Below are 24,056 nucleotides of genomic sequence, written 5' to 3'. Positions count from 1 at the left end.
TGCCCCCGAAGATTAAAAATCCAAAAACATTTAGGCGGGGGGTCTATATTATTCGGAAACTAACAGCTTTTCTCTCTTTTTGTGCTAGAGCACTTTGCATTGAACGAACATCTAACGAAATATTATATTCATTTCCTCTTACATCACTGTAATCTCGCTTAGCATAGTGATAAATGCTTTCCTCTTTTAACCTCTCTAGATCTTTCTTCATTCGTTCATACTCATCGATTGGCATTGTTACTGTTATCATTCTTCTCACCACCATTCATCATCCCACTTAGGTTTCTTTCTCCACAAAGAATAATCAACATACCTTCCATGCTTAAAGTTATGGCAGTTGACGCAAAGCGTTTGTAGGTTACCTTCATCCAACGCAAGCTCTGGATAATCTTCAACCTCTTTAATGTGGTCGACAACTAACATGATCTTCTTGCGTTTAGCAGATTCACTGTACTCGTTAGTATCAATGGTTAATCTTCCTCGGCGTTTACATTCCTGGCATTCATAATTATCACGCTGCTTAATTCGTTTACGCATTTGTTTCCAAGAACCACTATCATAGAATTTGCGCTTCTGTTCTTTGGTCTTGTATTCAGGCATTGTTTCACCTCATAGAAAAAGACACCTCGTAATGAGATGTCTTAATTTTCTTTAACTATAACTGTTGTTAATATGTTTTCACTTTCTGCATAAACCATATCAACTTCATAACCACTGTCATTAAAGGATTCATTATTTAAATTATCCGTAGATACGATTATTTGTGTAAGTTTTTCTGTATATGCGTCCTCAGCTAAATTAAGTGCCATGAAAGATACAAAAGCAAGATTAATCGGAACATTCTCTTCTTGCTTTTCTAAAACTCGAAAACCGTTGATAGCACCGTCCCCACTATAAACAACGCTTATATTCTTCCCCTCTTTATTTAGTAAGTCCTGACTAAAAGTATCACCTTCACTATCAAGTTCGGGAGCTTCAATATTATCTATCTCAATATAATCGCTGTTGTCCTCAGAGTTATCAACTATTTCATTGTAAGCTTCAATAAACTCATCTCGTTCTTGAATCGCTTTATCAGACAAATTAAGTTCTTGTGTTTCCTGTGAAGCAACCTCTTCACTTTCTACTTGATCAGTTCCATCTGTAGAACTGCAGCCACTAAGTATAGTAATGGCTAACAAAACAAAAAATAGCTTCTTCAATTGCACCACTCCTTCAACAATACTAATTCTATTATATACAATAAAACCCTGATAAGAAGTGTTATTTCTATTATCACTTACTAACATACTAACATCTATATGTGGATATGCTCTGCCTTTATTCTTTTAATTGTTGAGCTATACTTCTTATTTTTTGTTTCGCTTTTTCCACTTTACTTTTCTTCTCAATCTTGAAAAGTTGTTCGTCTAAAATTAACTCAATCCCAAATTTCACATGAGGAAATATTTCTAAACAAGATTTCTCTGTAAGTTCATGAACACCTTTACTTAAAATTCCATATATATTCCTATTCTCCACAAGGAATTCAGGTAAAAAATTCTTTAACATAAGAATTCTCTCATCCATTCGTTTTGAATTATAAACGTCATCTTCGAATTTCACTTCATGTTCTGTTGCTTCTTGGTGTGCTAGTTCTATTAAATATTCAAATATTCTTCTTAAATATACAAATGAACCAATACCAACACCGTGAGAAGCAAGACCTATTCCTCTACTCAGTTCTCTATATTTATCATTTCCAAGTATTTTTTGATACTTTTTAAGTGATGAACCCTCAAAATCTGCAATTGAAGGATATTGACCAATTTTAATAAGTCTAGTCCCGTTTATCATAATTATGAAAACAAGTTCATGATTTTTATTCCTTGAACACTTATATGTGATATTTATGTAATAAGGTCCTTCAGTAGTTAAACTCTTAAAAACTCTTTTATCTGTCTCTTCTTGCGATTCGTGAATAGACCCTGTTTTATCCTTCCCTAATGCATTAATTGGATAGGAATACCTCGGCGTTACAAAGTGGAAAGTACTTTCCTTTTTACAATCGATACAATAACAGTCGATTAATTCATGTTCGTAAATAATCTTATCTATTGCATCTAAATCATCTATGTTGAAATTAAAACTTTCGTAAATAGAAACATTCATGAAAAGATCCTCTGCATCTGGTAAGTTACTCATATTTATCCTCCTTATCAATTACCCATATCTTATATATACTGTTGAAATCACCCCATGCCCAAATTCCTTGATACTCTTAATTCTAGCACACACAATCCCTTAATATGAGGTACACTTTAATTAAATATGGGTAATCGTAGGCGATTAAAGATAAAGAATAAGCTTTCCTGAATAGATAGGCTTATATCCTAGAATCTCTGAATGATCGAGTATCTTTTGCAGTAAAGCTACGTCACCTGTTTGTTTATCATAAATTAGAAAAACATTTATAGAACTTTCTCTTTGTAAACTACGCTTACATTTATAATTGATCAGTTTCATTTTATTCAACTGTAGGCAACAACCACTAAGTAGACTTACTAATTACTTTAAACCTCATCTATTACTTTTGCTGTAAAATAATCAAGATTCTCAGAATAATATGCAAAGGATCTATATGTTGTAAATAAGGTAATTCCGCTCGCTAATAACATTGCAATCAAATATATATTAAACCCAAAGAATAAAGAAATTCCTGTTACCAAGCAACAAAATGTTAAGGTTACCAAAAGGGATCCAAGTTCATGCTTTCTGTTTGACAAGTATTCATATTGTTGAGAAAGATATGAAAGTTTATATTCTTCCAATTTGAGTATATGAGAATGCCACAAAAACTCAATTAAAAAGTTTCTTTCGTTAAAATCTTCAGGTAGTTTTATTTTCTTTTTCTCAACAGATTTTAGTGTTCTATTTATGAAATTATTATTTGTTTTCAGAACCCAAACTAATGTAAAGTAGCTCTGATAAAAAACATATCCAATAACAACCCCTAATGATATAACTAGAACTAAACTTGATATAACTTTTATTGGTTCAATGTCGTCACTAATAGTTATTTTACCTGCAATAAAAAGGTGAAGTGCAATCCAAATCAAAAATATCCATCCAGGTATTCCGTATCTTATTAAATATTTACTTTCAAAATTCATTTGAAAACCTCCTTCTGTCACTTTATTTCAACATTAATTACTTAATCCCTTTTAATTTTACAAATAATAACAAGGATTTTTGAATTATTAGTCGAATTAACACTTAGAAGGAGATTGTAAACTATTAAGGGAGCGATTTGTAATTGCCTATTAATGTACAAACTCATGAAACAATAATGACGGTTACTCCAACTTTTGCTCATAATAAGCATCACGATTTAGTACACGTTGAAACCTTTTTCAGAACTAGTGCAGCTATCGCAGAAGATGAAGTATTTTACGTGCCAGGTAATGATGAAGTTCCAGCGCATATAATGGAAATTCTAGAACTTGGTGGTTTTACATTCGAGCCGATTGTTGCTTCAGAAGTAACAAAGCAGGTTTCTAACTTTGCAGATGTTATTGAAAAAGGTACAAAGGAAGAAGCTCTTGCTGATGCTATGATTGGTCTAGGAAGTAAGTATCTAAATCAAGTTAAACTTGAATCAATAGCTGAAGGTTCAAATTTCTATCATTTAAGTTATGATTACGCACTACTTCCGGAAGAAGATGGATCTTTCCTTATTCAAACGACTCTACCTCATAAAGGGTTCAATATGCCCACTGGAGGTCAAGTTAGATTCGTTGTTGTCTTACCAGCAGGTGCAAAGTGTGATCGTGATGCAACTAAAGGTGAAGTTCCTGGAACAACGCAGATACTCGAAGAACCAACACCGGCAAATGTTGCTAACGGGCGAGAAGTGGTAAGTTTCTTTTATCAAAATGATCCCAAGTTTACAGTAAAGTATAACTATTAAACCATTACAATCTCCTTCTCCCCTTATGGGGGCCATTAAATCCTAATAACACTTAATTCATGAGCTTTATAAATTTTTATTTTCACTACATTACATCCTTGCTTTTTGAATTTTTGATATTGAAATTCTGCCTCACTCTCCGTTTTTAATCGTATCATATTAACGGGCTGATAATTTTCCGTGATTATAATGGCATACATTTACATACCTCCTTTATTTATCCTTTTTATAGTTCCACCTTTACCTCGTTTAATAGTGACACGATTAACACCCATAAGTTCTTTTAACCTTGCCGTTGTGATTTTTTTGTTTTTGGCTACTTTTCTTATCAAGAGTTTTACGAAATGAATTTATAACCATACATTCGTTACGGTTTAAATGCTGGAAAACTTATGGAAAATAAAAAAAAGCACCTAGTTTCAGCTGCATCATTTACTAATCTTATAAACTTTTATATCACTTGGCATCCGTTCAGGATACTTATCTTTAAAATATTGCATCGCCTTTTTTTCTATAGTTTCGTCATACGGTGCATCAAGATAGTCTGCGGTTTTATAATTAACGAGCTTAGTAATCATATAAGTACTAGTATTCATTAAAATTGCAACATCTCTAATTGATATTGAATACTGACTAAAGTATTTAAAAAGGAACTTTATTTTTCCGAATTCAGAAGAATGAACCTTTCTATGATTAACAATCTTCAATCTATTTATCGTCTCTTTACTTGGACTCGCAAAAGCATAATTTATTAAGTAATCATTGTTAATCAAATGCTGTATTATTATAGCTTTCCCTCTACGATGTAATTTTTTAACTTTTGATTTAGTAATACTATAGCGATCAGATAATTCGCCTAGATCTTTTCCGCCCATATAGTATTCAATAGTTATATTTTTCATCATTTCATCTTTTTCTTTTTTTAGTGATTTTTCAATCATTTCAATAATATCTTCCTCTGTATAATAAACATCTTCTACTATTCCTAAATAATCTTCAATCGTCTTACCACCTACAGATGCTTCTTGTTGTAGACTTATTTCTGAACCTTCTAACCTAGACCTATTACGCTTATATTGATTCATGATGTCAGTTTTCACCATAGAAAAAGCTATCGAAACAAAAGGTTTGTTTGGGTTTTTTTCATAATAATTAATTGCTCTTACTAGGCCTATATTACCCCAACCTATAAGTTCTTCTTTCTCATCATAATAACCATATCTTTTTGCAATATCATGCACAATTCCCTGATGCTTCTCAATCAGTTCTTCTTTCTCCTTTTCAGACAGCATTACTTTTTCACCTTCTTATAACGGAAATTATCAAATGCTATTCTTGATTTTTCTTCTTTTTCATCATTCAGATATTTTCCATTTGCTAAAGGAGGGGTGGTTGCTGCTTCTTCAGGTGTCCAACCCCTTTTTATCCTCTTAATATATGTATCGTATTTAATGTTATTTTTTATTGCCTTATTAATCCATTCCTTATCAGTCCTTCGTCTGACATTCTTAGATATCATAGGTGTTGAAGCTGCCTTTTCAAATGTCCATCCTAATTTTCCTATCCTGTTCGTGAATGCAGATTTTGACACTCCATTATTAACAGCTTTTATTTTATACTCTTCATATTTATTTGGGTTTTCACTTTTCTTAGTTTTTTGTGTTGGTATTGTAATAGCATCTTTAACAGTCCACCCAGAGCTATAAACTCTGTTTTGCACCGTTGCTTTACATATACCTCTTTTTTCAGCACCCGCTATATGTTGAGGGGTTAATCTAAATAGGTTGTCTGGATCATTATTAATTTTTTTATGTTCTTTGGCGTTTAAAATTTTACGTCTCTCTAAAGCATATTGTCTAACTTCTTTTTTAGACATAACAGGAGTAGTGGCAGCTTGGTCCGGATTCCATCCTATCTTTATTCTGTATCTATATGTTTGGCGGCTAATATTATTTTTCTTTGCGATTTCGCACAATCTATCCATAACTGAAGCACCCCCATAAAAAAAACACCTTCTAATGAAAATGTTTATACAAATCAACTATTAATATTTTGCGAAACCATTGCAATGACTGCCTTATCGGACCGTTCATGTGTATTTTAAATATCACACATCACAATGGGTTTACTCGCACATCTGTAAGTCGTAGGAAGGATTTTCACTAGTTTCTTACCTTATCATAATACGACAGATTTGTGGTCCATTTGCACACAATTTGCACTTTTACTAGTTTTCAGCAAAAAAATCCCCTCGTCGGTAAACATGGGGATCTTCAGATAACATATCAATAAGAATTGATATAATTTACGATTTGTGATTTCCTATTATTGAAGAAGTCTTCTCTAGAGTTAAACCCTTGTTTTTTTAACCACTCATCAATACGTTTGGGATTTGTATCTTCCGCATAGGTAATATATTCACCGTTTAATCGGACTTGAAAAAGTTTTTCTCCTCTAACTTTTTCAAAAGTATAATTATATTCCATATTTCATTCCCCTCCTTTGGTCTTCAGAACCATCATCATAATGCGACATTAATCTTTAATTGGAATTTCTTGTTTTTTGTAAATAGAAATAGCTTTTGGAGGGGCATATTTCTGTGAACTCCATTTCATTTTATCAATAAAATCTTTGTGATTTTCTGCAAAATAGGCATAACTCATTGTGTCAACTGCAAACACTTGAATATCTGATTGGAAAGGCGCTTGACGTTTACACTTTGGATTAGGGCACCCTTGGCTTTCAGCTCTGTCAACTCTACAATTTTCATTTTTAACATACATATCTAACCAATGAAACAAACCACATCCACAACAAAAATATTCTCTTTGCATTTCTTCACTCCTTACTTCGGATTTTCAGTGTAATAATCATCTGATTTCGTATTATTATTTTCTTTTAATTTCTCATGATGATAATGATTAGACATTATTTCTAAGAAGTGAGTGAATTTATTGTTGCAAATGTGAATTGCTACAATACCTAGTCTTACACCTTTGGATTTCTTACCCCAATCAATTCCCCAAGTCCAATCTTTGTCTATTTCAATTAGAATAAAAATAGTGAACACCTCAATTATTCATTCTTCTGTTTCCATAACCTTCACACATTTTCTTTCATCTCCATCCGATTTTGTCTGCAATTTCCACTACAAAATCTTTTCTAAGTTTCATAGCTGTGTTTCGATGCATGTTTGTTTGAACAGCAACATCATCCCAAGTAACCTTTTGTTTCCCCCAGTACTTGACTCTAATTACCGACTGATGGTCTTTGCTCATTTTATTAAACGTTACTTCAATGGCTGAAGCGATTTCTTCTAAATTCCTTAACGTTTTATGTGTAAGCAGCCTTGTTGCGATTCTTTCTGTAGGTCTACCTGGTATCGGACTAGTTTTAGAATTCCCCCCTACGTTTTCATCAATTTCATTTCTGGTGCCAGACATAATCTCTGCTCTTATACGATCTATCTCTTTCAATGTGTCCTTGTACGAATACAGCTCGCTTTCAATATGCTTGAATGTGGCTTTTTTTAGATTAACCTCGGTGGCCATCTTATGCCCCCTTATATTGTTATTGAACTACATATAATACATATACTGTGAACTTCAACTATCTGCCTTTAACGCTTGTAAACACTAACTCAAATCAACTTTTTAAAAATGAAGTTAACATGAACTTTTTGAGTTAACTTGATAGCAAAAGGGAAATACTGTTAATGGTATTTGAGTTTTGAAATAGCATCATCCATCGTATCTTGGTTGATCCCGATGTATCGTAATGTTATCTCTTCTGATGAATGATTAAACAGCTTTTGGAGCAATGCTGGATCCTTGGTTGCTTTATAAATGTGATAACCAAATGTTTTCCTTAGGGTATGTGTACCAACATGCTCTAATCTGAATTTGTTAGCTACTTCTTGAAGAATTTTATATGCTCTTTCTCTGGAAATAGGCTTATTAAATCCAACACGGCTCTTTATAACGTATACCTCATCATCTAATTCACTTAAGTACTCTTTCAATTCACGTTTTAAGAAAGGGTTAATCTTAATTGTCTTCCTAGTGTTTGTTTTACGTTTCTTTGTTTTTTGCTCCTTAAGTGTCAGATAAGTCTTATCCCTTAAATCTTTTGCTTTAAGGTTTAAAATATCGGATATCCTTAAACCTGTATAAATTCCTAAGATAAACATAATGTAATCCCTTTTATTTTTTTGTTTCAAATAATGCTCAATTTCTTCCAGTACCTGCTTATCTCTTATAGGTTGAACGACATTCATGCAATCACCACTTCACTTTAAATTTTTCAGTAAATTGTTTGCATCTAGTCAGATCCCATCCATATAGTTCACGAAATTTTCTTATTGCCTTCATCTTTCCTTGTTGTTGGATTAATTCTCTCAGAGAGTTATTTTGGGTCATTACAATAAGATTAAATAGTTTCATAGTCTCCTCCTCTAACTTAGTGATTTTAGTTAGAATTCATACTTTTTGTTTTTGCTCAATTAAGAGTTCAAATGCTTTACGAAACGCTTCTTCTCTTGGAATAGTGCCATAGGTCTCCTTTCCAATCTTCAGATTCCCTTTCTTCTTTGTACTGCTCTCTCCCTGTTTCAAAATGTTCACCTCCACAAAATTAGAATAGTATTAATAAGATTTTTAGTCGAAGTGCGTACTAATCTTCATTTGGTGCATAAGACATATCAATATCGTACTGCTGGTTTGCTTTATCCCAAATTTCATCGTAATCAAGTTCATTAACTTCAATAAAAAGGTTCATATGTTGTAACGCCATACTGTAATCTTCTGCTAGTTTTTCAAATTCTTTTTGCTTTGCTTCACTTAATTCTTCTAGATTTTTAGCAATTGGATAATCCATTTGTCTCACCCTTTCTTACGTCATATTTTCGGTCTGGTTTCATCGAAGTGTGTACTAAATTTCTACCTTTTCAGTGTTAACAATCGTGTAGAAAGTTGGGTGATTTTTAGTTTTGTCTAACCACTCATTTAGTGCTTGGTTTAGTCTTTCTTCTAAAGAGTTATACTCTTCTTTGCTAATTCTTTCCAAGTAACTTTCTGCAACATCCCCTACTTCGTCATAAGCATTTTCAGCTATTCTTTCAACGACTGAATCGACACAAACGCTTGGCACAAAACGTTCTATTTTACCTACAAAGAATTCCTTTTTATAGAGTTCTGAATTGAACTCTTCTCCGTTCTCCTCTTCATAAATCCCTTCAAATTCTAGTTTCCCATAAGCGATAGCTTCCTCTTTTGTGTCAAATTCTTCCGAACTGTCCCAGATTCCATCCTCGACTATATTAATTAACCACTTACCTTCATTCACCATTTTTATCATCCTTTCCTACGACGTATTTTCGGTCATTGTTGTTCCACCTTTTCACTCTTATATTCCAGTACTAGTTTAGTTAATCGGTTTCGATTGTTTTTCTTGAAATATAGGTCTAACACAGTTTTATCATCATCTAAGTTGATTGATCGCTTTTCGAATAAAAGAAAATATAGCAGTAGTATTAAATGAGGTTCATCGTATATTACCGCATCGTTATATAGTTCTCTGATTGTCATAGCGATAATCTATTTTTTTATTAGCTAAATCCATATTCTTCATTACTCCTTTTCTATTTTTGGAATATTAACCTTGTTTTTCCTTGCAAATTGAAGTTTTTTTGCAGCTGATATAATCTCTTTAAATAAATCTGAATCCAATGTTTCTTTAGCTATATCAACAAAGCAACTCTCAAATATTGTTTGTTGTTTTTTTTGATACCTTAATTTCATTTCGTGGGCTGATATTTTATTTAGTTCATCTACTTTCTTGTTCAACACACTCAAATCATACTTTTTCATGCTCAAAGCATAATTGACGTTTCTAAACCAATCACTATCGATTGGTTCATCGAGGAATTTATTTGCTTCGACTGCAGCTGTTATTTGTGCTTTCATCATAGCTATATCCCGTCCAAACTCGGTAACTTCTTTTAAAATAGATTCTTCATTTTCCATAAATTTCATTCCATCTCCCTTTCTGCTATTTATGCCTAATATTCATCGAAGTGCGAACTAAAATATTTTAGCTGGCTTAACCGATATTGCCCAATGAATACCATCTTGTGTATTTAACCAAGTTTCAATCTTTTTAGTTTGGCTTGATTGTCTAACTCCTGCTTTTTCCTTTAATTCGTTTAATGGCAAGTATTTGTGATTACCATTAATAGTTACTTCATATATTCCATCCGTCTTGCCTTTCTTTCTAGTGGTCATATATGCGATACATTTTAATGTCATTTTCATTCTCCTTTTCATCGAAGTACATTACTATTTCATGAAAACTAACCAATGTGTTTTGCTTCTTTTATTGCCAAACAACGGCTTATGGTCAATTGCTTCTAATACTTCACGTAACGGTACTTGGTCCTCATTCCATTTAAAAATTAACGTTCCATTTGTTTTCAAAACTCTCATACATTCATTAAAACCTTGGTTAATATCAACTTGCCATAAATCATCTAGCTTTCCATACTTCTTGGCCAACCATGAATCTTCGCCCGCCTTAACCAAATGAGGCGGATCAAATACCACTAGGTAGAATGATTCATCTTCAAATGGCATGTTTCTAAAATCTGCTACAATATCAGGATTAACTTCCAATGTTCTGCCATCACATAATGTATCTGTTAATTGACGGTTATCCAGGTAAATCGTATCTTCGTTTTGCTTATCAAACCAAAACATTCTGCTGCCACAACATGCATCTAAAATACGTTTCAATTATTCACCTCACTACGACGGATATTCGGTCTATTTTTCTTCGGACTAGGCATTAAAATTTGTTATCTTCTTCTACTGGTTAGAGCTAGATACAACCAACAAAACACAATAAAGAAAAAAGTTTTCATGCCATCCAACCAACCTGTTAACAGGAATCTTACTGCAAAAATTAGTCCGATTATCAAATAAACAATTGCTAGAATAATTAATATTGTTGTAATCATACTTTCACCCTTTCTTACTTCGCATTTTCGGTCATTGTTGTTACACCTTTTCACGCTTATATTCCAGTACTAGTTTATTTAATCGGTTTCGATTATTTTTCTTAAAGTATAGGTCTAACACACATTTTTCATCATCTAAGTTGATTGTTCGCTTTTCGAACAAAAGAAAATCTAGCAGTAGGATTAAATGTGGTTCATCGTATATTACCGCATCGTTATATAGTTCTCTGATTGTCATAGCGATAATCCAGGTCAAGGAATTTGTTGTATTCTTTTATAAATGCCAACTCGACTGTTCCGACCGGTCCGTTTCGCTGCTTTGCTATTATAATCTCAATAACGTTTGGCTTGTCAGAGCTTTTGTCATAGTAATCATCTCGGTATAAAAACTCAATCACGTCGGCATCTTGTTCTACACTTCCACTATCACGTATGTCTGACATCATTGGACGCTTATCTTGTCTTGATTCCACTCCCCTTGATAGTTGGGATAGGAGCATAACAGCAACGTTTAAATCCCGAGCCATTTCCTTTAAGGAGCGGGTGATTTCTCCAATTTCTAAATCTCTCCTTTCAGATCTTCCTTCAGAGCGAATTAATTGTAAGTAGTCAATGATTACCAGCATTTGCTTATCTGGATATTGTTTCCTAATTCTCCTAACCTTCGAACGGATGAAGGATATTGTTTGACCAGATTTATCATAGATATGTAGATTCATATCAGATAGCATTCCCTCGGCAATCGATAGCTTTTTCCAGTCGTTTTCATCGAACCTCCTTAATGGATTTCTTAGTTTTGCAGAGTTAATATTTCCTATTGCGGCCATCATGCGCGTTAGTAACTGTTTTTTTGGCATTTCGAGTGAGAATATAGGAACTACCGAATCATTCTCACAAGCCTTTATTGCGTGATTCAAGGCCTTAGCTGTTTTACCAACTGATGGACGAGCTGCACATATTATTAAATCTCCGGGCTGATATCCTCCTAAGAATTTATTTAAATCCCTAAACCCAGTATCAACTCCAGTAATATCTCTTTTTTCAGTCTCAAGATCCTGATGAAGTTCAACTATTGTTTCTTGATGGTTGTATTCATCATCAACGTCATCTTGCTCCAATTCCGATAATGCTCTAATCAACTCGGTAATAGACTCAACATCATTCAGATCATCTTCTTTAAGTTGTTTGGCTCTTCTTATCTTGTAAGCATTTAAAACATATTTTTCATATGATTTAAAAGGCTTAGTACTCGCTACACTTTTAATTAGTTTTGATAAGAGTGCTTTACCTCCCATCTTCTTTAGTTTATCTGGATTCATGTAGGTGATAACTGCAACAATATCCATCGGCTCATTTTTAGCATCTATAAGCTTGATTGTTTCGAATATATGTCGATGATCTGGATGGTAAAAGTGATGAGGTTCGAGTCTGCATTCTTTTACAAGTTCTGTTTCAACCAACATACATCCGAGTACAGATTGTTCAGCTTCCAGGTTTACGTCCAACAGCGTCACGCTCCCATTCATCAAGTCTTTTTAAAAAATCATTGTTATTAGCTTCAGATTTCGTTTCTCTTAAATCCGCTATTGCAGGTGGGAATTGTTGATTCATAACATAGCGCTCTGCATTCCTCATAACAACAGCAGGGTTTTGATCTTTCAATAGCATAAACCATGTATCAAGTTTTTCTGATGTTACTTCGAATCGTGGATATGCATAACTGATCAGTTTAAAAACATCTTTTACCTCTCCCCTTTTCATTTACAAACCCTCCCAGTCTATATTTTTTATTTTTGCTTTTGGTTTAGGTTTCTGACTCTTCACCTTCATAGCTAATTGGTCAAAACGTCTTCTTAATTTACTAGTGGAAAGAACATTTGCTCTTTCAAAATCGTCCTCTTGCACCCACTTCATTAAGTATTTGATTTGCTCTTCTGTGCGGTTATCTATTTCAAACATTAATCGTATATCGTTAGCCCATGATTGAATATTAGGTTCTTTGTGTTCAGAGTTATTTTTCCTAATCTGTTCAAGAAAGTAGTTTGCTAGAATTATATAAATCGATGAGTCGTCGTAAACTTGTTTGCGACTATCTTTTTTCTTATCATTCTTATCATTCTTGTTATTATTGTTCCCTTGCCTCGACCTTCGTTGTTCCTTCGTTGTGTCGTTCGTCGCACTTTCGTTGTAACCTTCATAGTTTTTAGGGTCCTGATAAAAGGCGTAGTTACAGACCTCAACCAACATTCCATGTGTTACCTTCGTTGTTACTATCATGTCACCTTCGTCGTACCCTTCATTGACCCTTTCATCGGGATTTCGTAGCCACTGCAAAATTCCGTATATTTGCTTCTTTGAGGGCTTCTCTATGCGAAATCCAACCTTATAACTACACACTTCTATTAGTTCTTGAATGGTAACGAAAGCTTGTCCTCTTTTAAGATTCTTATAAGGTTTGTGCTGCGCTTTAGCCAATAAATACACCCATACCTTGATGTATAATGGAGGTTTATCCCATATCTCACTTTCAATTAATTTTCTAGAAAGAAGGATGAAACCTCCCGGAATTTTTGGATCTGGCATGTTAAGCACCTACTCTTTACTTGTTGGTTTTCTAGTCTGTGTTTAAGGGGCACTTCAAAGGTTAATGCCCTATATTAAAATAACTTGTCCATATGATCATTGAATGATAAAATCCTTATAGGTAAATATTCGGCACTGACATTAGCTTTGGTCGGCTTTCTATGTCAGTGTTTTCTTATTTATCATCATCATATTCATTTCCATAATCACTTCTAAAGATTACTTGGTTTTTTAAATAGCGATAACCACTAATAAATCCATGAATAAAATGGTCTCCGGATTCAGCACCAAGAAAATTAGCGTATGCTTCTTCGTATGCTCTTAACTGTTCTTTTTGTTCGCTAGTTAGCAAGCTTTCTAGTTCATCAAATCTCTGTTGGCATACTTGATTTAACCTCATTGTAGAATTTCTTATTTTTATTGGATCAAATTTATCCAACTCTAAAAAAGCGATGTCCTTAATTACTTCTTCCATTCCTCTTTCGTAGCATGCTGTTGCAAAATCAAGAGTATTATCTAAGCTGATGTTTGCCGGTAACTTTTTCTTTGCTATGCTTGCTATTTTCAACGAATTTACCATCTGTTTCATCTGTATCTCCTCCTGTTAAATTGGATAATTTAAAACCGTCTGGCATGTGTATGTTGTTATGCCGGATACTTCAAAGAACTCTTCAAACAATCCCTTTTGAACTTCAAAATTTCTTAATGTCATAGCTTGATAGATTAACCCACGATGTCGATCAGCTGCTATTTCCTTGCTGAATATTCAATTGGACAGCAATTATGCATATAATCGTTCATCAAATTTCGCATTAAGTTTAAAAAGAAGAGCGCACTATGGCGCGTTATTTATTGGCTTTCCTCCAACTTGGCGTTAGTTTACTTTGGAACGATTTAACAACATCTTCAAAAAATTTTTGATTTAATATAGTTTGATGCCAGCTATCCATATTTGGAAAATAAGTATAATGGTGAGAGTAAATAAAATGGCCAATGCTAATCACATAATGTTCAAATGGTTCTCCCGAGATATTAATTCCATATACCTTAACAATTTGGGCATTGAATGTAGAATCGTTATTCAAATTGCACTCGAACTCTTCTTTTATTTTTGAAATCAGCTCTTCATTTTTTACAATGTCTCTGAGTTTCTCCTCATCCATAATCCAGTCCGATTCCCAACTGTTCTTTGCATGATTAGTAAAGATACCTTTCAAATTACATACTTTGCGTTCTTTCATAAATTTTCGGATGCTCCTCTCCAATTTGCTTATCCATTCCCGCCTTATAAAACATAAGACGATCATGTCTGTACGGATTTCGTCTTTTAGATGGATGAATAGCAGTATATTGAGCGAGCTTTCGTAAGTAGTAAGGAATACGATCTACACTAGTCTTCAACCTTCACCCCTCCTTTAGATAAAAAGCAATTAATCCTCTGAATAGCAATTACTGACGGCAACTGCTATTTCTTTCAAAACTGGATTCCCTTTTTCCCATTCGTCATTGAACCACCGTACCCGCTCCTCTTCTGTCATCGCAACGAGGGGAGAATGGATAATAACTGTTGTATTTCCTATTTTGTGTTCCTTTTTTGGGATCTCCATGTCCGCATCCCCCTTTAAAACATGTGTATGCGAACTTGCTTGGATTTTTGCGGACATTCCTTAAATCACCACCTAATAACTAATCATTTGTTGGAAAGAATAATTAAGCTGATTCTATCTTTTTAAGTTTCTTTAAAACATCAGCAGGAATTTTCTCTACATATGCAGCAACCAATAGATCGTCTTTGGATATGTCTGAAACAACAGATAGTATTTTCCCTAGTATTTTGTTTACTTTATCTGATGCAGGAGGAATTTCACCTGTACATAGTTTGCTAAGATACGGTTGAGATAAATTCACACCATCTTCAGTACACCGTCTTGCGATTTCTCTCATACTCCATCCACTTTCCTTTATTGCTAATTTCAGCATTTCATGATAGTTCATTACATTTCACCTGCCTGTGTGATTATTATTTATTACTTAATATGAATGATAAATCTTAATCAATCGCATGTCAATACTTTTTTGATAAATATCTATTAATCAAAAAGTTAGATCCTTTAAGTGATAACTATTTATATATCAAATAAATGAATTTTAATTTATAATTGTTTATAATGAGAACTATAAGTTTAGAATAGGGAGGCGTTCAACCACATGAATTATTATGAACTTTTGAACCAATACATAAGTAAAAGCGGTCTATCGCATAGAGAATTATCTAGAAGATGTAAAGAACTTGGTAAATCAGTTTCACAAGCATACATAAGCCAATTAGTTAGAGGTGATGTGCCGCCACCATCAGAAGATGTTAATAAAATAATCGCAACTGTTGTTAATGGAGACTCAGAAAAACTTAATTGGTTCGGGTATATAGAAAAAGCACCAACGGGTTTTAAAAAAATCCTTTCGCAATTAGGTGAAGAGATTATACCTGCAGGTAAACGACTATTAGCTGAATACCCAATGTTCTTTAGTTATTCACCAGATGAAGTAAAAAAAATAGAACACACTGATGTTTATAGAAATTTCATAGGTACCTACCGAAGTTCTGTAATTAACACCAGGTTTAGCGGAATCGAATTACCTGATGATAAAAATAATTTGACAGAATTATATGATCAACACGATAAAAAATCAGTACCAGAAATAACAACACTGCACGATGCCTATTTATATGATGCTAAAAAAGCGATAAACTCACGATTGAATAATACTAACGATCAAGTTCAAATTAGAGGAGCAATATTAACTGCTTTTACAGCTCTTGAATTAAGACTGAATGAAGTATTACTTCAAGCAATTGTCAATGAAGGTAATGCTAGAGATTTTGGATATTCATATCTACATAAATTATCTTTAGAGTCTAAATTGATGATATCTTTAAAAGAGCAACTAAATTATGCGATTGAAGAAGAGGATTTCTACAAGGATTTAATGTGGAGTATTTCATTAAGGAGTAGGATATTACACGGTGCCTTAATGGAGGAAGTTTTCACTGATCAAGTTAAAAAAATAATTGAGACTATCGAAAAACTTCTATACTCGGTAGAAGAGATTGCTAATAAGTATGGTATTGAGTAACCAGCATCTAAAAGCCCTAAAGGCTTTTTCTTCAGTACTATGAGTACGGTTGATTATATAGAGTTATGAGGTGAATTAAATGTACAGACCAAAAGCCTTAGATCTAGATGTATACCTTCGCAAAAGCCGTAAAGATGTAGAAGAGGAAAAGAAAGCTGCCGAAAAAGGTGACGAATATGATACATTATCCAGACACCGCAGACAGCTTATGGCTGTAGCAAAGAAAGAGAATCACAACATCATAAAGATTCATGATGAAGTAGTATCGGGTGAATTTATTTCGGAGAGACCAAAAGTACAAGAGCTAATAAGGCGTGTCGAAAACGGAATAATTGAAGCTGTTTTAGTAATTGATTTAGATCGTCTAGGTCGTGGTGACATGTTAGACCAAGGACTATTAGACAGAGCATTTAGGTACTCAGGAACGAAAATTATTACACCAACTGAATACTATGATCCAGAAGACGAATCCTGGGAGCTAGTTTTCGGCGTTAAATCTTTACTTGCTAGGCAGGAGTTAAAATCAATCACTAAACGGTTACAGAGGGGGCGAATTGCTTCTATAGACGAGGGTAAATCAATATCTAAAAAACCTGCATTTGGATATTTAAGAGACGGAAACTTAAAACTTCACCCTGATCCAGAAACCGCTTGGGCAGTTAGAAAAATGTTTCAAATGATGAAAGACGGTAAGGGTAGACAAGCAGTTGCAAATGAATTGGACAAACTTGGAGTAAATCCTCCTGAAAATGAAAATTGGTCCCCATCAACAATTTCTTCCATGATAGAAAATGAAGTTTACTATGGTGATTTGATTTGGGGTAAATATAGATCAAAAAAAAGGAATGGTAAATATGTCCGTGTAAAATTACCTGAATCTGAGTGGAAAAGAATAAAAAACAATCACGAACCCATAGTATCTAAAGAATTATGGGATATGGCAAACCAAGCTAAGTCGGGAAGATATAGACCATCAACAGTTACTACTAAAACGTTATCTAATCCACTTGCTGGTATTCTTCAGTGTGAAGTATGTGGTTATACTATGTGGCATCAACCAAGAAAAGATAGACCAAATAGTGTGCTTAGATGTGCTCAGTCTAAGTGTAAAGGTGTTCAAAAAGGCGCATCGCTAAAGATTGTAGAATCAAGAATATTGGATAGCCTTGAAGAATACGTTGAAAAGTTTGAATTTCGCGAGGTTGATATTCAAAAGAGCGAAACATCTGATATACCTTTTAAGGAAGCTGCACTAGAGAAAAAGAATAAAGAAATAGAAGAACTCAACAATCAAAAAAGCCGCCTACATGATCTACTTGAACGTGAAGTATATGACATTGATACCTTTGTGGAAAGACAACAGAATATTACCCAAAGAATTCAGTTAATTCAAGATGAAGTTCGTATTCTAAAAAGTGAGATCAATAAAGAGGAGATGCAGCAAAAAAACCTTCATGAATATGTACCGAAAGTAAAACATGTTATCGAGGCATACAAACAAACATCTGACATCGAAAAGAAAAATAGATTGCTGAAATCGATTCTAGAGAAAGCAACTTATTTAAGGAAATCCGACTGGACTAAGCGTGATCAGTTCCAAATTCAACTTTACCCAAAAATATAAAACCGTTGAACCTCAATGGTATCAACGGTTTTATTGCGTGTATAGGGTTCATATCTATACTGGTTTACCTCACCATAACCAAACATACTAGAGCAATCAATCAGTTCATTAATTAAGGAGACACAACGCTTGTTATCAGATGTTAAGTTATCACCATCAGAAAAGTGAAAAGGGTATATATTGTATTGTTGCGGAGAATATTTTTCGTCAATTAATTCAAGTGCTTTTCGGTATGCGGAAGAACATATCGTTCCTCCACTTTCCCCTTTAGAGAAAAACGACTCTTCATCGACCACCTTTGCTTCTGTATGATGCGCTATAAATTCGATTTCTACCGTTTCATATTTGGATCGTAAAAATCGAGTCATCCAGAAGAAAAAGCTTCTTGCCATGTATTTCTCCCATAGCCCCATCGATCCACTTGTATCCATCATTGCTAAAACGACGGCTTTAGACTCCGGCTTTTCAATATCATCCCATGTCTTAAAACGTAGATCATCCGGAAAAATAGGATTAAATTGTGCTTTTCCATCCATCGCATTTCGTTTGAATGCCTCCAACATCGTGCGCTTCTTATCGATGTTACCTGTTAACCCTTGTTTTCGAATATCTCGGAATTCTACATCTGTTACAATAATATTGTCTTTTTCTTTTTCCTGTAAATTCGGTAATTCTAAATGTTCAAAAAATCTTTCTTCGAGTTCCTCAAATGAAACTTCTGCTTCATAATAATCCTGACCGGGTTGGTCACCTGCTCCTGGCCCTTTACCAGCACCTTGCTTTGGCGTCCCATCTTTAGCAATGACATCACCTACACCGCTGTTACCATTCCCTTGTCCGGCATGTTTGTTTTTGTCTTGACTATAACGTATTTTATACTCGTCGAGCGATCGAATAGGTATGCGAACTACATCTTTCCCTCTGGACATAATGATGTTCTCTTCACTGACTAAATCGGGGAGTTTCTTCTTGAGGACGTCCTGAACTTTGTCTTGGTGGCGCTTTTGGTCATCGTACCCTTTTCTGTGGAGGGACCAATCTTCCTCTGAAATCACAAAATTTTTGGAGTCAGCCATCTATACCCTCCTCTTGAGTTTATAATGTTATTGTATGCAGGAACATGCTATTTGATTAATTATTTCGAAAATTTAATAATTAAACATGCCTTTTGGTGCAATTACGAGTTGATATGGTGCAATTGTTTGTTGGTGTGGTGCAATTATGCTTGGTTGTGGTGCAATTAAGGATTACTGTAGTGCAATTATCCGTTAATATGGTGCAATTCCCAATTCCCGTTTAGGTGTGACACTTTGGACAATCCACCTAGCCTTTGGGGCAATAATCCTACCGTGTGGTGCAATTCCAGATTGTTGTGGTGCAATTAGTCTTGAATGTGGTGCAATCCCACCTAGGTCTGGTGCAATTGTACGTGTGTATGGTGCAATCCTCGTAGCAATTCCACCGAACTATGGTCAATTCCCTCTACAATCGAAAAAAGCGCCCATATAAAATGGACGCTTCATCTTCGTATAAATTATCCTTCTAACAATAAATCATATGGATCTTCTAGCATTTGTTTAACTCGAACTAGGAATTGTACAGCGTCTTTTCCATCGACAATGCGATGATCATAAGACATTGCAATGTACATCATTGGACGAACTTCAATTGAATCGTCTGGCATTACAATCGGACGTTTTTGGATCGAGTGCATGCCAAGAATACCAACTTGTGGTGTATTTAATATTGGCGTTGATAATAAAGAGCCAAAGATTCCACCATTAGTAATCGTGAATGAACCACCTTGAAGGTCCGCTAACTGTAATTCCTTCGCTTTTGCTTTCTTACCTAGGTCAGCTATCTCTTTTTCCACTCCAGCAAAATCTAGGCGATCTGCATCACGTACAACAGGTACGACGAGACCATCATCGGTAGATACGGCAATACCAATGTCATAGAATTTCTTCAATACGATCTCATTGTCTTGAATTTCCGCATTAATTAATGGAAATTCCTTTAAAGCTCCTACAACAGCTTTTGTAAAGAAAGACATGAATCCTAACTTAATACCGTGCTTATCCACGAATTTATCCTTGCGTTCTTTACGCAAATTCATAATTGCTGTCATATCGACTTCATTGAAAGTAGTCAACATCGCAGCGTTATGTTGTGCTTCCACAAGACGATTAGCAATTGTTTGACGACGGCGAGACATTTTCACACGCTCTACCGGTTTATCAAAGGTTGTTTTTTCTGATTTTGGTTCTTGTTTTTTCTCTTGTTTTGGTGCACTTGATTTTGTCTCACCTTTGGCATGAGACTCAACGTCTTCTGGGCGGATGCGACCTAATGGATCACGGGATGAGATATCACTTAAGTTAATACCTAATTCACGTGCACGTTTTCTTGCCGCAGGTGAAGCAACTATATTTGAACTGTCTGATTTTTTCTCTTCTTGCTTAGCTGCCGGTTTTTCTTCTTTTTTCTCTTCTTGCTTTGATTCTTCTTTTGGCTGCTCAGATGTTTCTTCAGCAGGGCTATCCGCTGCCCCTGAAGCTTCACCGTTTTCATCCACTTTAGCAATGACATCTCCAACTTCTACGTCGTCGCCTTCTTCTTTTAGAATTTCTGCAATGATACCAGCATAATCTGCATTAACTTCCACATTTACTTTATCTGTTTCAAGTTCCAATACAGGATCGCCTTTTTCTACTTTATCCCCTGTTTTTACAAGCCACTGTGCTATCGTACCTTCTGTAATCGATTCTGCTAACTCTGGGACTTTAATTTCCTTCATTGGAATCTCCTCCTTTTGGCAGCTTTAAGGCTTCTCTAATAATACGATTTTGTTCTGTTTTGTGTATGTTTGGCTCCCCTACTGCTGGTGAGGAACGATCACAACGACCTACATATACTAGTTCTAATTCCCCGTTTAGAAGCTCTGTAAATCGCTCCATGACAAATCTCCAGCTACCCATATTTTTAGGCTCTTCTTGTACCCAAACAACCTCTTCTAAATTAGGGCATCCCTTAATTATCTTTTCGATTTGCTTCTTAGGGAAAGGATAAATCTGCTCTAAACGTACAATATGAATGTCGTCAAAATTTTTGTCTGATTTACTATACGTTTCCTCAATATCAACCATTATCTTGCCACTACCAATTACTAATCTTTTTGCCTTTTTCGTTGTTTTTGGTAAGCCTGGTTGCGGAATTACAGGTTCAAATCTTTCTTCACTAAATTTATTCGGTTCACTAGCCACTCGTTGGTTTCTAAGCAAGCTTTTTGGCGTCATAACAATTAATGGACGTGCTGATTCACTATCAACTAAAGCCGCTTGACGACGTAATAAGTGAAAATATTGCGCACTTGTTGTTACATTCGCTACAATCAAGTTGTTCTCTGCTGCCAATGTAAGGAAACGTTCTAATCTAGCACTAGAGTGTTCTGGACCTTGCCCTTCTTGACCATGTGGAAGAAGCATAACCATATTGGATTTTTCTCCCCATTTAGCTCTACCAGCAGAGATAAACTGGTCAATAATAACTTGACCCGCATTCGCAAAATCTCCAAATTGCGCTTCCCATACTACAAGTGTTTTGGGAGCTTGCACACTATATCCATATTCAAAGCCAAGTACACCTGTCTCTGAAAGTGGGCTATTATGAATGTCAAACGCCGCTTTCGCTTGCTCTAATCCATGCATTGGGCAATATGTTTCACCTGTCTCTACATCATGAAGTACCACATGACGATGAGCAAATGTACCACGTTCTGTATCCTGACCAGTAATACGAATCGGGATACCATCTTGTAAAATAGATGCAAACGCTAGTGCTTCTCCTGTTGCCCAGTCTGCTTTTTGTCCTTCATCTAATGCATTGCCTCGACGTTCAAGAATTTTTTCCAGTTTTTTAAATGCTTTAAAGCCTTCAGGACGTTTTAGCAATCCTTGGTTCAATGCCTTTAATTGATCTAACGGTACCGCTGTTTCGATATCACTAAGGCCATTTCGCAGTGCTTGTGGGACAGGCTTCGCTTCAGCTTCTCCCGTACTATTTTCTTTCATGCTGCTATAAATTTCTCTTAAATAATCTTCAACATCTTGCTTCATTTTTTCAGATACGGTTGCATCGATGATTCCTTCCTCACTTAAACGATCAGCATAAATAGCTGTAACTGTTTTGTGATTATCGATATCATGATAAAGTTGCGGTTGCGTAGCTCGTGGTTCATCCATTTCATTATGACCATAGCGACGATAGCCTACTAAATCAATGAGAACGTCCTTATGGAATTTACTACGATAATCATACGCAAGCATAACTGCGGAAAGACAAGCCTCCGGATCATCTGCATTAACGTGGACAATCGGAATCTCGAAGCCCTTTGCCAAATCACTCGCATAACGTGTTGATCTACCTTGCGCTTGACTAGTAGTGAAACCAACTAAGTTATTTGCAATAATATGAATCGAACCACCTGTTTGATATCCAGGCAATGCACTCATATTTAATGTCTCAGCAACAACACCCTCACCAATAAATGCAGCATCACCATGGATCAGAATACTTAAAGCCTTATTGATGTTTTGCTCTGAATAGCCTGGCTTAAAACGGAAATCCTGCGCCGCACGAGCAAAGCCTGCAACAACCGGATTAACAAATTCCAGGTGGGACGGATTGTGTGCCAGCGTAATTCGTGTTGGAGATGGTTTTTCCTCTCCTGCTTGTCGCTCGGCACCAAAATGATACTTCACATCTCCGGTCCAACCATAGGTAATACTTCTTGAACCTGGTGATGGTATTAATTCTTTATCCGCTGAAGCATGAAATTCAGAGAATATCTTATCAAACGGTTTACCTAAAATATGTGCTAACACACTAAGACGACCCCGATGTGCCATCCCCATTAATATTTGTTCTGTATCATCATAAAAGGAGCTTTGCACGATTCTATCCAACATCGGTACCATAACTTCTAGTCCCTCAATAGAGAAACGCTTTTGACCGACAAATGTTTTAGCTAGAAAATTCTCAAAGCCTTCTACTTCTGTAAGCTTCTGTAATAATTGATTTCTGTCTTCATCTGTTAAGGATACTTGATATAATCCGGAATCAATTTTTTGTTGAAGCCACTTTCTTTCTTCATCATTATTGACATGATCATATTCAAAGGAAATATTTCCTACATATTGTTCACGTAGTACATTGACAACATCAAGAGCTGTTTGTACATTGTCCGGTGCATCCTCCCAAATCCATTCAGAAGGAATCGCTTCCAAATCATGTTCGGTTAGACCATATGTGGCCGGATCGATCAGATGTGTTTTTCGATTTTTTTCTAACCCTACTGGATAAATACTTGCTTCTAGATGACCGTAACGTCTAATAGCCTCAACAAGTTTCATTGCTGAGGTTAACTTTTTAATTTCTGTTTGTGACGGTTGGCTAGAAATACTGTTTGTCGTACCGTTTTTTTCTTGTAACCATTCTGGTGCCCCATATGTGTCAAATATATTTCTTAATGTTTCATCTACATCATTTGGGCTTTCCAAATATAAATCATATTGTTCTTCTACATAACCCATGTTTGGACCATGAAAATTTTCCCAGAATCTTTCCTTAGATTCTTGCTGTGTCACGATTATACCCCCATTAGAACGTAAAGAGTTCACTTTCTCCTATTACCTATCCTGCTAACATTATAGAACTGCATCATATATACATCAACTAATATACCCTATTTTATG

General features: G+C 35.1%; 38 protein-coding genes. 4 read left to right on the top strand and 34 right to left on the bottom strand.

What is annotated here, in order from left to right; genetic code table 11:
- Positions 1-43: 43 nt before the first annotated feature.
- From ACI6MV_RS09420 to ACI6MV_RS09400, 5 genes are all read right to left on the bottom strand, one after another.
- The gene (locus ACI6MV_RS09420) at positions 44-250 is read right to left on the bottom strand and encodes a hypothetical protein (RefSeq protein WP_407270034.1); all 207 of its coding nucleotides are present in this window, start codon (positions 248-250) and stop codon (positions 44-46) included.
- Between the two features lie 5 nt (positions 251-255).
- A complete protein-coding gene (locus ACI6MV_RS09415) occupies positions 256-600 on the bottom strand; it encodes an HNH endonuclease (protein ID WP_407270033.1) in 345 nt (114 codons plus the stop codon).
- Between the two features lie 41 nt (positions 601-641).
- Positions 642-1,289: a hypothetical protein gene (locus ACI6MV_RS09410; RefSeq protein ID WP_407270032.1), complete on the bottom strand. Its 648-nt coding sequence runs from the start codon at positions 1,287-1,289 to the stop codon at positions 642-644.
- A gap of 31 nt (positions 1,290-1,320) precedes the next feature.
- Positions 1,321-2,184, bottom strand: coding sequence for a hypothetical protein (locus tag ACI6MV_RS09405; protein WP_407270031.1), 864 nt, complete (start codon positions 2,182-2,184; stop codon positions 1,321-1,323).
- A 368-nt stretch (positions 2,185-2,552) separates the two neighbouring features.
- Positions 2,553-3,152 carry a BA5345 family protein gene (locus ACI6MV_RS09400; RefSeq protein WP_407270030.1) on the bottom strand — a complete coding sequence of 200 codons (600 nt, stop codon included), beginning with the start codon at positions 3,150-3,152 and terminating at the stop codon, positions 2,553-2,555.
- 143 nt (positions 3,153-3,295) lie between these two features.
- Between ACI6MV_RS09400 and ACI6MV_RS09395 the strand changes: the two genes are divergently transcribed.
- The gene (locus ACI6MV_RS09395) at positions 3,296-3,949 is read left to right on the top strand and encodes a hypothetical protein (protein WP_407270029.1); all 654 of its coding nucleotides are present in this window, start codon (positions 3,296-3,298) and stop codon (positions 3,947-3,949) included.
- A 35-nt stretch (positions 3,950-3,984) separates the two neighbouring features.
- On the opposite strand, the gene ACI6MV_RS09390 is transcribed toward ACI6MV_RS09395, so the two are convergent.
- The 26 genes from ACI6MV_RS09390 to ACI6MV_RS09265 all read right to left on the bottom strand — a co-directional run bounded on the left by ACI6MV_RS09390 (position 3,985) and on the right by ACI6MV_RS09265 (position 15,539).
- Complete coding sequence (locus ACI6MV_RS09390; RefSeq protein WP_407270028.1) at positions 3,985-4,149, bottom strand: hypothetical protein; 165 nt, start codon at positions 4,147-4,149, stop codon at positions 3,985-3,987.
- Positions 4,150-4,281, bottom strand: coding sequence for a hypothetical protein (locus tag ACI6MV_RS09385; protein WP_407270027.1), 132 nt, complete (start codon positions 4,279-4,281; stop codon positions 4,150-4,152).
- A 96-nt stretch (positions 4,282-4,377) separates the two neighbouring features.
- Positions 4,378-5,241 carry a sigma-70 family RNA polymerase sigma factor gene (locus ACI6MV_RS09380; protein ID WP_407270026.1) on the bottom strand — a complete coding sequence of 288 codons (864 nt, stop codon included), beginning with the start codon at positions 5,239-5,241 and terminating at the stop codon, positions 4,378-4,380.
- Positions 5,241-5,933, bottom strand: a complete 693-nt coding sequence (locus ACI6MV_RS09375) for a hypothetical protein (RefSeq protein WP_407270025.1) — start codon at positions 5,931-5,933, stop codon at positions 5,241-5,243. The genes ACI6MV_RS09380 and ACI6MV_RS09375 overlap by 1 nt, the downstream gene beginning before the upstream one ends.
- A gap of 301 nt (positions 5,934-6,234) precedes the next feature.
- A complete protein-coding gene (locus ACI6MV_RS09370; RefSeq protein ID WP_407270024.1) occupies positions 6,235-6,435 on the bottom strand; it encodes a hypothetical protein in 201 nt (66 codons plus the stop codon).
- A gap of 48 nt (positions 6,436-6,483) precedes the next feature.
- Complete coding sequence (locus tag ACI6MV_RS09365) at positions 6,484-6,783, bottom strand: hypothetical protein (RefSeq protein ID WP_407270023.1); 300 nt, start codon at positions 6,781-6,783, stop codon at positions 6,484-6,486.
- Between the two features lie 11 nt (positions 6,784-6,794).
- The gene (locus ACI6MV_RS09360; RefSeq protein ID WP_407270022.1) at positions 6,795-7,019 is read right to left on the bottom strand and encodes a hypothetical protein; all 225 of its coding nucleotides are present in this window, start codon (positions 7,017-7,019) and stop codon (positions 6,795-6,797) included.
- A gap of 46 nt (positions 7,020-7,065) precedes the next feature.
- On the bottom strand, positions 7,066-7,500 hold the full coding sequence (locus ACI6MV_RS09355) for a transcriptional regulator (RefSeq protein WP_407270021.1): 435 nt from the start codon (positions 7,498-7,500) through the stop codon (positions 7,066-7,068).
- Between the two features lie 161 nt (positions 7,501-7,661).
- Positions 7,662-8,225, bottom strand: a complete 564-nt coding sequence (locus ACI6MV_RS09350; RefSeq protein ID WP_407270020.1) for a site-specific integrase — start codon at positions 8,223-8,225, stop codon at positions 7,662-7,664.
- 202 nt (positions 8,226-8,427) lie between these two features.
- Positions 8,428-8,562, bottom strand: coding sequence for a hypothetical protein (locus ACI6MV_RS09345; RefSeq protein WP_407270019.1), 135 nt, complete (start codon positions 8,560-8,562; stop codon positions 8,428-8,430).
- Between the two features lie 58 nt (positions 8,563-8,620).
- On the bottom strand, positions 8,621-8,824 hold the full coding sequence (locus tag ACI6MV_RS09340; protein WP_407270018.1) for a hypothetical protein: 204 nt from the start codon (positions 8,822-8,824) through the stop codon (positions 8,621-8,623).
- A gap of 54 nt (positions 8,825-8,878) precedes the next feature.
- Positions 8,879-9,295, bottom strand: a complete 417-nt coding sequence (locus ACI6MV_RS09335) for a hypothetical protein (protein WP_407270017.1) — start codon at positions 9,293-9,295, stop codon at positions 8,879-8,881.
- Between the two features lie 32 nt (positions 9,296-9,327).
- Positions 9,328-9,534, bottom strand: coding sequence for a hypothetical protein (locus tag ACI6MV_RS09330; protein WP_407270016.1), 207 nt, complete (start codon positions 9,532-9,534; stop codon positions 9,328-9,330).
- 42 nt (positions 9,535-9,576) lie between these two features.
- Positions 9,577-9,972 carry a hypothetical protein gene (locus ACI6MV_RS09325; protein ID WP_407270015.1) on the bottom strand — a complete coding sequence of 132 codons (396 nt, stop codon included), beginning with the start codon at positions 9,970-9,972 and terminating at the stop codon, positions 9,577-9,579.
- A 57-nt stretch (positions 9,973-10,029) separates the two neighbouring features.
- Complete coding sequence (locus ACI6MV_RS09320) at positions 10,030-10,230, bottom strand: hypothetical protein (protein WP_407270014.1); 201 nt, start codon at positions 10,228-10,230, stop codon at positions 10,030-10,032.
- A 54-nt stretch (positions 10,231-10,284) separates the two neighbouring features.
- The gene (locus ACI6MV_RS09315) at positions 10,285-10,737 is read right to left on the bottom strand and encodes a class I SAM-dependent methyltransferase (protein ID WP_407270013.1); all 453 of its coding nucleotides are present in this window, start codon (positions 10,735-10,737) and stop codon (positions 10,285-10,287) included.
- Positions 10,738-10,799: 62 nt separating this feature from the next.
- Positions 10,800-10,961 (bottom strand): hypothetical protein, encoded by a 162-nt coding sequence (locus tag ACI6MV_RS09310; RefSeq protein WP_407270012.1) that lies wholly within the window; start codon positions 10,959-10,961, stop codon positions 10,800-10,802.
- Positions 10,962-11,001: 40 nt separating this feature from the next.
- Positions 11,002-11,199 (bottom strand): hypothetical protein, encoded by a 198-nt coding sequence (locus ACI6MV_RS09305; protein ID WP_407270011.1) that lies wholly within the window; start codon positions 11,197-11,199, stop codon positions 11,002-11,004.
- Positions 11,177-12,466 (bottom strand): replicative DNA helicase, encoded by a 1,290-nt coding sequence (gene dnaB / locus ACI6MV_RS09300; protein WP_407270010.1) that lies wholly within the window; start codon positions 12,464-12,466, stop codon positions 11,177-11,179. The genes ACI6MV_RS09305 and dnaB overlap by 23 nt, the downstream gene beginning before the upstream one ends.
- Positions 12,444-12,722 carry a replicative helicase loader/inhibitor gene (locus ACI6MV_RS09295; protein WP_407270009.1) on the bottom strand — a complete coding sequence of 93 codons (279 nt, stop codon included), beginning with the start codon at positions 12,720-12,722 and terminating at the stop codon, positions 12,444-12,446. The genes dnaB and ACI6MV_RS09295 overlap by 23 nt, the downstream gene beginning before the upstream one ends.
- On the bottom strand, positions 12,723-13,544 hold the full coding sequence (locus tag ACI6MV_RS09290) for a DNA replication protein DnaD (RefSeq protein WP_407270008.1): 822 nt from the start codon (positions 13,542-13,544) through the stop codon (positions 12,723-12,725).
- A 175-nt stretch (positions 13,545-13,719) separates the two neighbouring features.
- Entirely contained in the window at positions 13,720-14,133 is a 414-nt protein-coding gene (locus tag ACI6MV_RS09285; RefSeq protein WP_407270007.1) for a DUF6809 family protein, read from the bottom strand.
- 256 nt (positions 14,134-14,389) lie between these two features.
- Positions 14,390-14,785, bottom strand: coding sequence for a hypothetical protein (locus tag ACI6MV_RS09280; RefSeq protein WP_407270006.1), 396 nt, complete (start codon positions 14,783-14,785; stop codon positions 14,390-14,392).
- A complete protein-coding gene (locus ACI6MV_RS09275; protein ID WP_407270005.1) occupies positions 14,763-14,945 on the bottom strand; it encodes a hypothetical protein in 183 nt (60 codons plus the stop codon). Before ACI6MV_RS09275 ends, ACI6MV_RS09280 begins: the two co-directional genes overlap by 23 nt.
- 29 nt (positions 14,946-14,974) lie before the next feature.
- Entirely contained in the window at positions 14,975-15,151 is a 177-nt protein-coding gene (locus ACI6MV_RS09270) for a hypothetical protein (RefSeq protein WP_407270004.1), read from the bottom strand.
- Positions 15,152-15,254: 103 nt separating this feature from the next.
- A complete protein-coding gene (locus ACI6MV_RS09265) occupies positions 15,255-15,539 on the bottom strand; it encodes a hypothetical protein (RefSeq protein WP_407270003.1) in 285 nt (94 codons plus the stop codon).
- 213 nt (positions 15,540-15,752) lie between these two features.
- Between ACI6MV_RS09265 and ACI6MV_RS09260 the strand changes: the two genes are divergently transcribed.
- On the top strand, positions 15,753-16,679 hold the full coding sequence (locus ACI6MV_RS09260; protein ID WP_407270002.1) for a helix-turn-helix domain-containing protein: 927 nt from the start codon (positions 15,753-15,755) through the stop codon (positions 16,677-16,679).
- 79 nt (positions 16,680-16,758) lie between these two features.
- Entirely contained in the window at positions 16,759-18,303 is a 1,545-nt protein-coding gene (locus ACI6MV_RS09255) for a recombinase family protein (protein ID WP_407270001.1), read from the top strand.
- Here ACI6MV_RS09255 and yhbH read toward each other — a convergent pair.
- Entirely contained in the window at positions 18,288-19,379 is a 1,092-nt protein-coding gene (gene yhbH / locus ACI6MV_RS09250; protein WP_407270000.1) for a sporulation protein YhbH, read from the bottom strand. The genes ACI6MV_RS09255 and yhbH overlap by 16 nt on opposite strands.
- Before the next feature lie 226 nt (positions 19,380-19,605).
- Here yhbH and ACI6MV_RS09245 point away from each other — a divergent pair, with 226 nt between their 5' ends.
- Positions 19,606-19,812, top strand: coding sequence for a hypothetical protein (locus ACI6MV_RS09245; RefSeq protein WP_407269999.1), 207 nt, complete (start codon positions 19,606-19,608; stop codon positions 19,810-19,812).
- Between the two features lie 25 nt (positions 19,813-19,837).
- Here the strand turns inward: ACI6MV_RS09245 and odhB are convergent, their stop codons facing one another.
- Positions 19,838-21,100 (bottom strand): 2-oxoglutarate dehydrogenase complex dihydrolipoyllysine-residue succinyltransferase, encoded by a 1,263-nt coding sequence (gene odhB, locus ACI6MV_RS09240; protein WP_407269998.1) that lies wholly within the window; start codon positions 21,098-21,100, stop codon positions 19,838-19,840.
- Positions 21,087-23,951 carry a 2-oxoglutarate dehydrogenase E1 component gene (locus ACI6MV_RS09235; RefSeq protein WP_407270035.1) on the bottom strand — a complete coding sequence of 955 codons (2,865 nt, stop codon included), beginning with the start codon at positions 23,949-23,951 and terminating at the stop codon, positions 21,087-21,089. The genes odhB and ACI6MV_RS09235 overlap by 14 nt, the downstream gene beginning before the upstream one ends.
- Between the last annotated feature and the right edge of the window lie 105 nt (positions 23,952-24,056).

The organism is Radiobacillus sp. PE A8.2, assembly GCF_045635475.1.
GTDB lineage: Bacteria > Bacillota > Bacilli > Bacillales > Amphibacillaceae > JBJGXI01.
Note: the sequence above shows the minus strand (reverse complement) of the source record. Positions and strands in the feature narration are given on the sequence as shown.

What these genes read in the sequence shown, in the direction of transcription:
- ACI6MV_RS09420 (WP_407270034.1), bottom strand. Translation starts at nt 250, where the DNA reads ATGATAACAGTAACAATGCCAATCGATGAGTATGAACGAATGAAGAAA.
- ACI6MV_RS09415 (WP_407270033.1), bottom strand. Translation starts at nt 600, where the DNA reads ATGCCTGAATACAAGACCAAAGAACAGAAGCGCAAATTCTATGATAGT.
- ACI6MV_RS09410 (WP_407270032.1), bottom strand. Translation starts at nt 1,289, where the DNA reads ATGTTAGTAAGTGATAATAGAAATAACACTTCTTATCAGGGTTTTATT.
- ACI6MV_RS09405 (WP_407270031.1), bottom strand. Translation starts at nt 2,184, where the DNA reads ATGAGTAACTTACCAGATGCAGAGGATCTTTTCATGAATGTTTCTATT.
- ACI6MV_RS09400 (WP_407270030.1), bottom strand. Translation starts at nt 3,152, where the DNA reads ATGAATTTTGAAAGTAAATATTTAATAAGATACGGAATACCTGGATGG.
- ACI6MV_RS09390 (WP_407270028.1), bottom strand. Translation starts at nt 4,149, where the DNA reads ATGTATGCCATTATAATCACGGAAAATTATCAGCCCGTTAATATGATA.
- ACI6MV_RS09380 (WP_407270026.1), bottom strand. Translation starts at nt 5,241, where the DNA reads ATGCTGTCTGAAAAGGAGAAAGAAGAACTGATTGAGAAGCATCAGGGA.
- ACI6MV_RS09375 (WP_407270025.1), bottom strand. Translation starts at nt 5,933, where the DNA reads ATGGATAGATTGTGCGAAATCGCAAAGAAAAATAATATTAGCCGCCAA.
- ACI6MV_RS09370 (WP_407270024.1), bottom strand. Translation starts at nt 6,435, where the DNA reads ATGGAATATAATTATACTTTTGAAAAAGTTAGAGGAGAAAAACTTTTT.
- ACI6MV_RS09365 (WP_407270023.1), bottom strand. Translation starts at nt 6,783, where the DNA reads ATGCAAAGAGAATATTTTTGTTGTGGATGTGGTTTGTTTCATTGGTTA.
- ACI6MV_RS09355 (WP_407270021.1), bottom strand. Translation starts at nt 7,500, where the DNA reads ATGGCCACCGAGGTTAATCTAAAAAAAGCCACATTCAAGCATATTGAA.
- ACI6MV_RS09350 (WP_407270020.1), bottom strand. Translation starts at nt 8,225, where the DNA reads ATGAATGTCGTTCAACCTATAAGAGATAAGCAGGTACTGGAAGAAATT.
- ACI6MV_RS09340 (WP_407270018.1), bottom strand. Translation starts at nt 8,824, where the DNA reads ATGGATTATCCAATTGCTAAAAATCTAGAAGAATTAAGTGAAGCAAAG.
- ACI6MV_RS09335 (WP_407270017.1), bottom strand. Translation starts at nt 9,295, where the DNA reads ATGGTGAATGAAGGTAAGTGGTTAATTAATATAGTCGAGGATGGAATC.
- ACI6MV_RS09330 (WP_407270016.1), bottom strand. Translation starts at nt 9,534, where the DNA reads ATGACAATCAGAGAACTATATAACGATGCGGTAATATACGATGAACCT.
- ACI6MV_RS09325 (WP_407270015.1), bottom strand. Translation starts at nt 9,972, where the DNA reads ATGGAAAATGAAGAATCTATTTTAAAAGAAGTTACCGAGTTTGGACGG.
- ACI6MV_RS09320 (WP_407270014.1), bottom strand. Translation starts at nt 10,230, where the DNA reads ATGACCACTAGAAAGAAAGGCAAGACGGATGGAATATATGAAGTAACT.
- ACI6MV_RS09310 (WP_407270012.1), bottom strand. Translation starts at nt 10,961, where the DNA reads ATGATTACAACAATATTAATTATTCTAGCAATTGTTTATTTGATAATC.
- ACI6MV_RS09305 (WP_407270011.1), bottom strand. Translation starts at nt 11,199, where the DNA reads ATGACAATCAGAGAACTATATAACGATGCGGTAATATACGATGAACCA.
- ACI6MV_RS09295 (WP_407270009.1), bottom strand. Translation starts at nt 12,722, where the DNA reads ATGAAAAGGGGAGAGGTAAAAGATGTTTTTAAACTGATCAGTTATGCA.
- ACI6MV_RS09290 (WP_407270008.1), bottom strand. Translation starts at nt 13,544, where the DNA reads ATGCCAGATCCAAAAATTCCGGGAGGTTTCATCCTTCTTTCTAGAAAA.
- ACI6MV_RS09285 (WP_407270007.1), bottom strand. Translation starts at nt 14,133, where the DNA reads ATGAAACAGATGGTAAATTCGTTGAAAATAGCAAGCATAGCAAAGAAA.
- ACI6MV_RS09280 (WP_407270006.1), bottom strand. Translation starts at nt 14,785, where the DNA reads ATGAAAGAACGCAAAGTATGTAATTTGAAAGGTATCTTTACTAATCAT.
- ACI6MV_RS09270 (WP_407270004.1), bottom strand. Translation starts at nt 15,151, where the DNA reads ATGGAGATCCCAAAAAAGGAACACAAAATAGGAAATACAACAGTTATT.
- ACI6MV_RS09265 (WP_407270003.1), bottom strand. Translation starts at nt 15,539, where the DNA reads ATGAACTATCATGAAATGCTGAAATTAGCAATAAAGGAAAGTGGATGG.
- ACI6MV_RS09260 (WP_407270002.1), top strand. Translation starts at nt 15,753, where the DNA reads ATGAATTATTATGAACTTTTGAACCAATACATAAGTAAAAGCGGTCTA.
- ACI6MV_RS09255 (WP_407270001.1), top strand. Translation starts at nt 16,759, where the DNA reads ATGTACAGACCAAAAGCCTTAGATCTAGATGTATACCTTCGCAAAAGC.
- yhbH (WP_407270000.1), bottom strand. Translation starts at nt 19,379, where the DNA reads ATGGCTGACTCCAAAAATTTTGTGATTTCAGAGGAAGATTGGTCCCTC.
- odhB (WP_407269998.1), bottom strand. Translation starts at nt 21,100, where the DNA reads ATGAAGGAAATTAAAGTCCCAGAGTTAGCAGAATCGATTACAGAAGGT.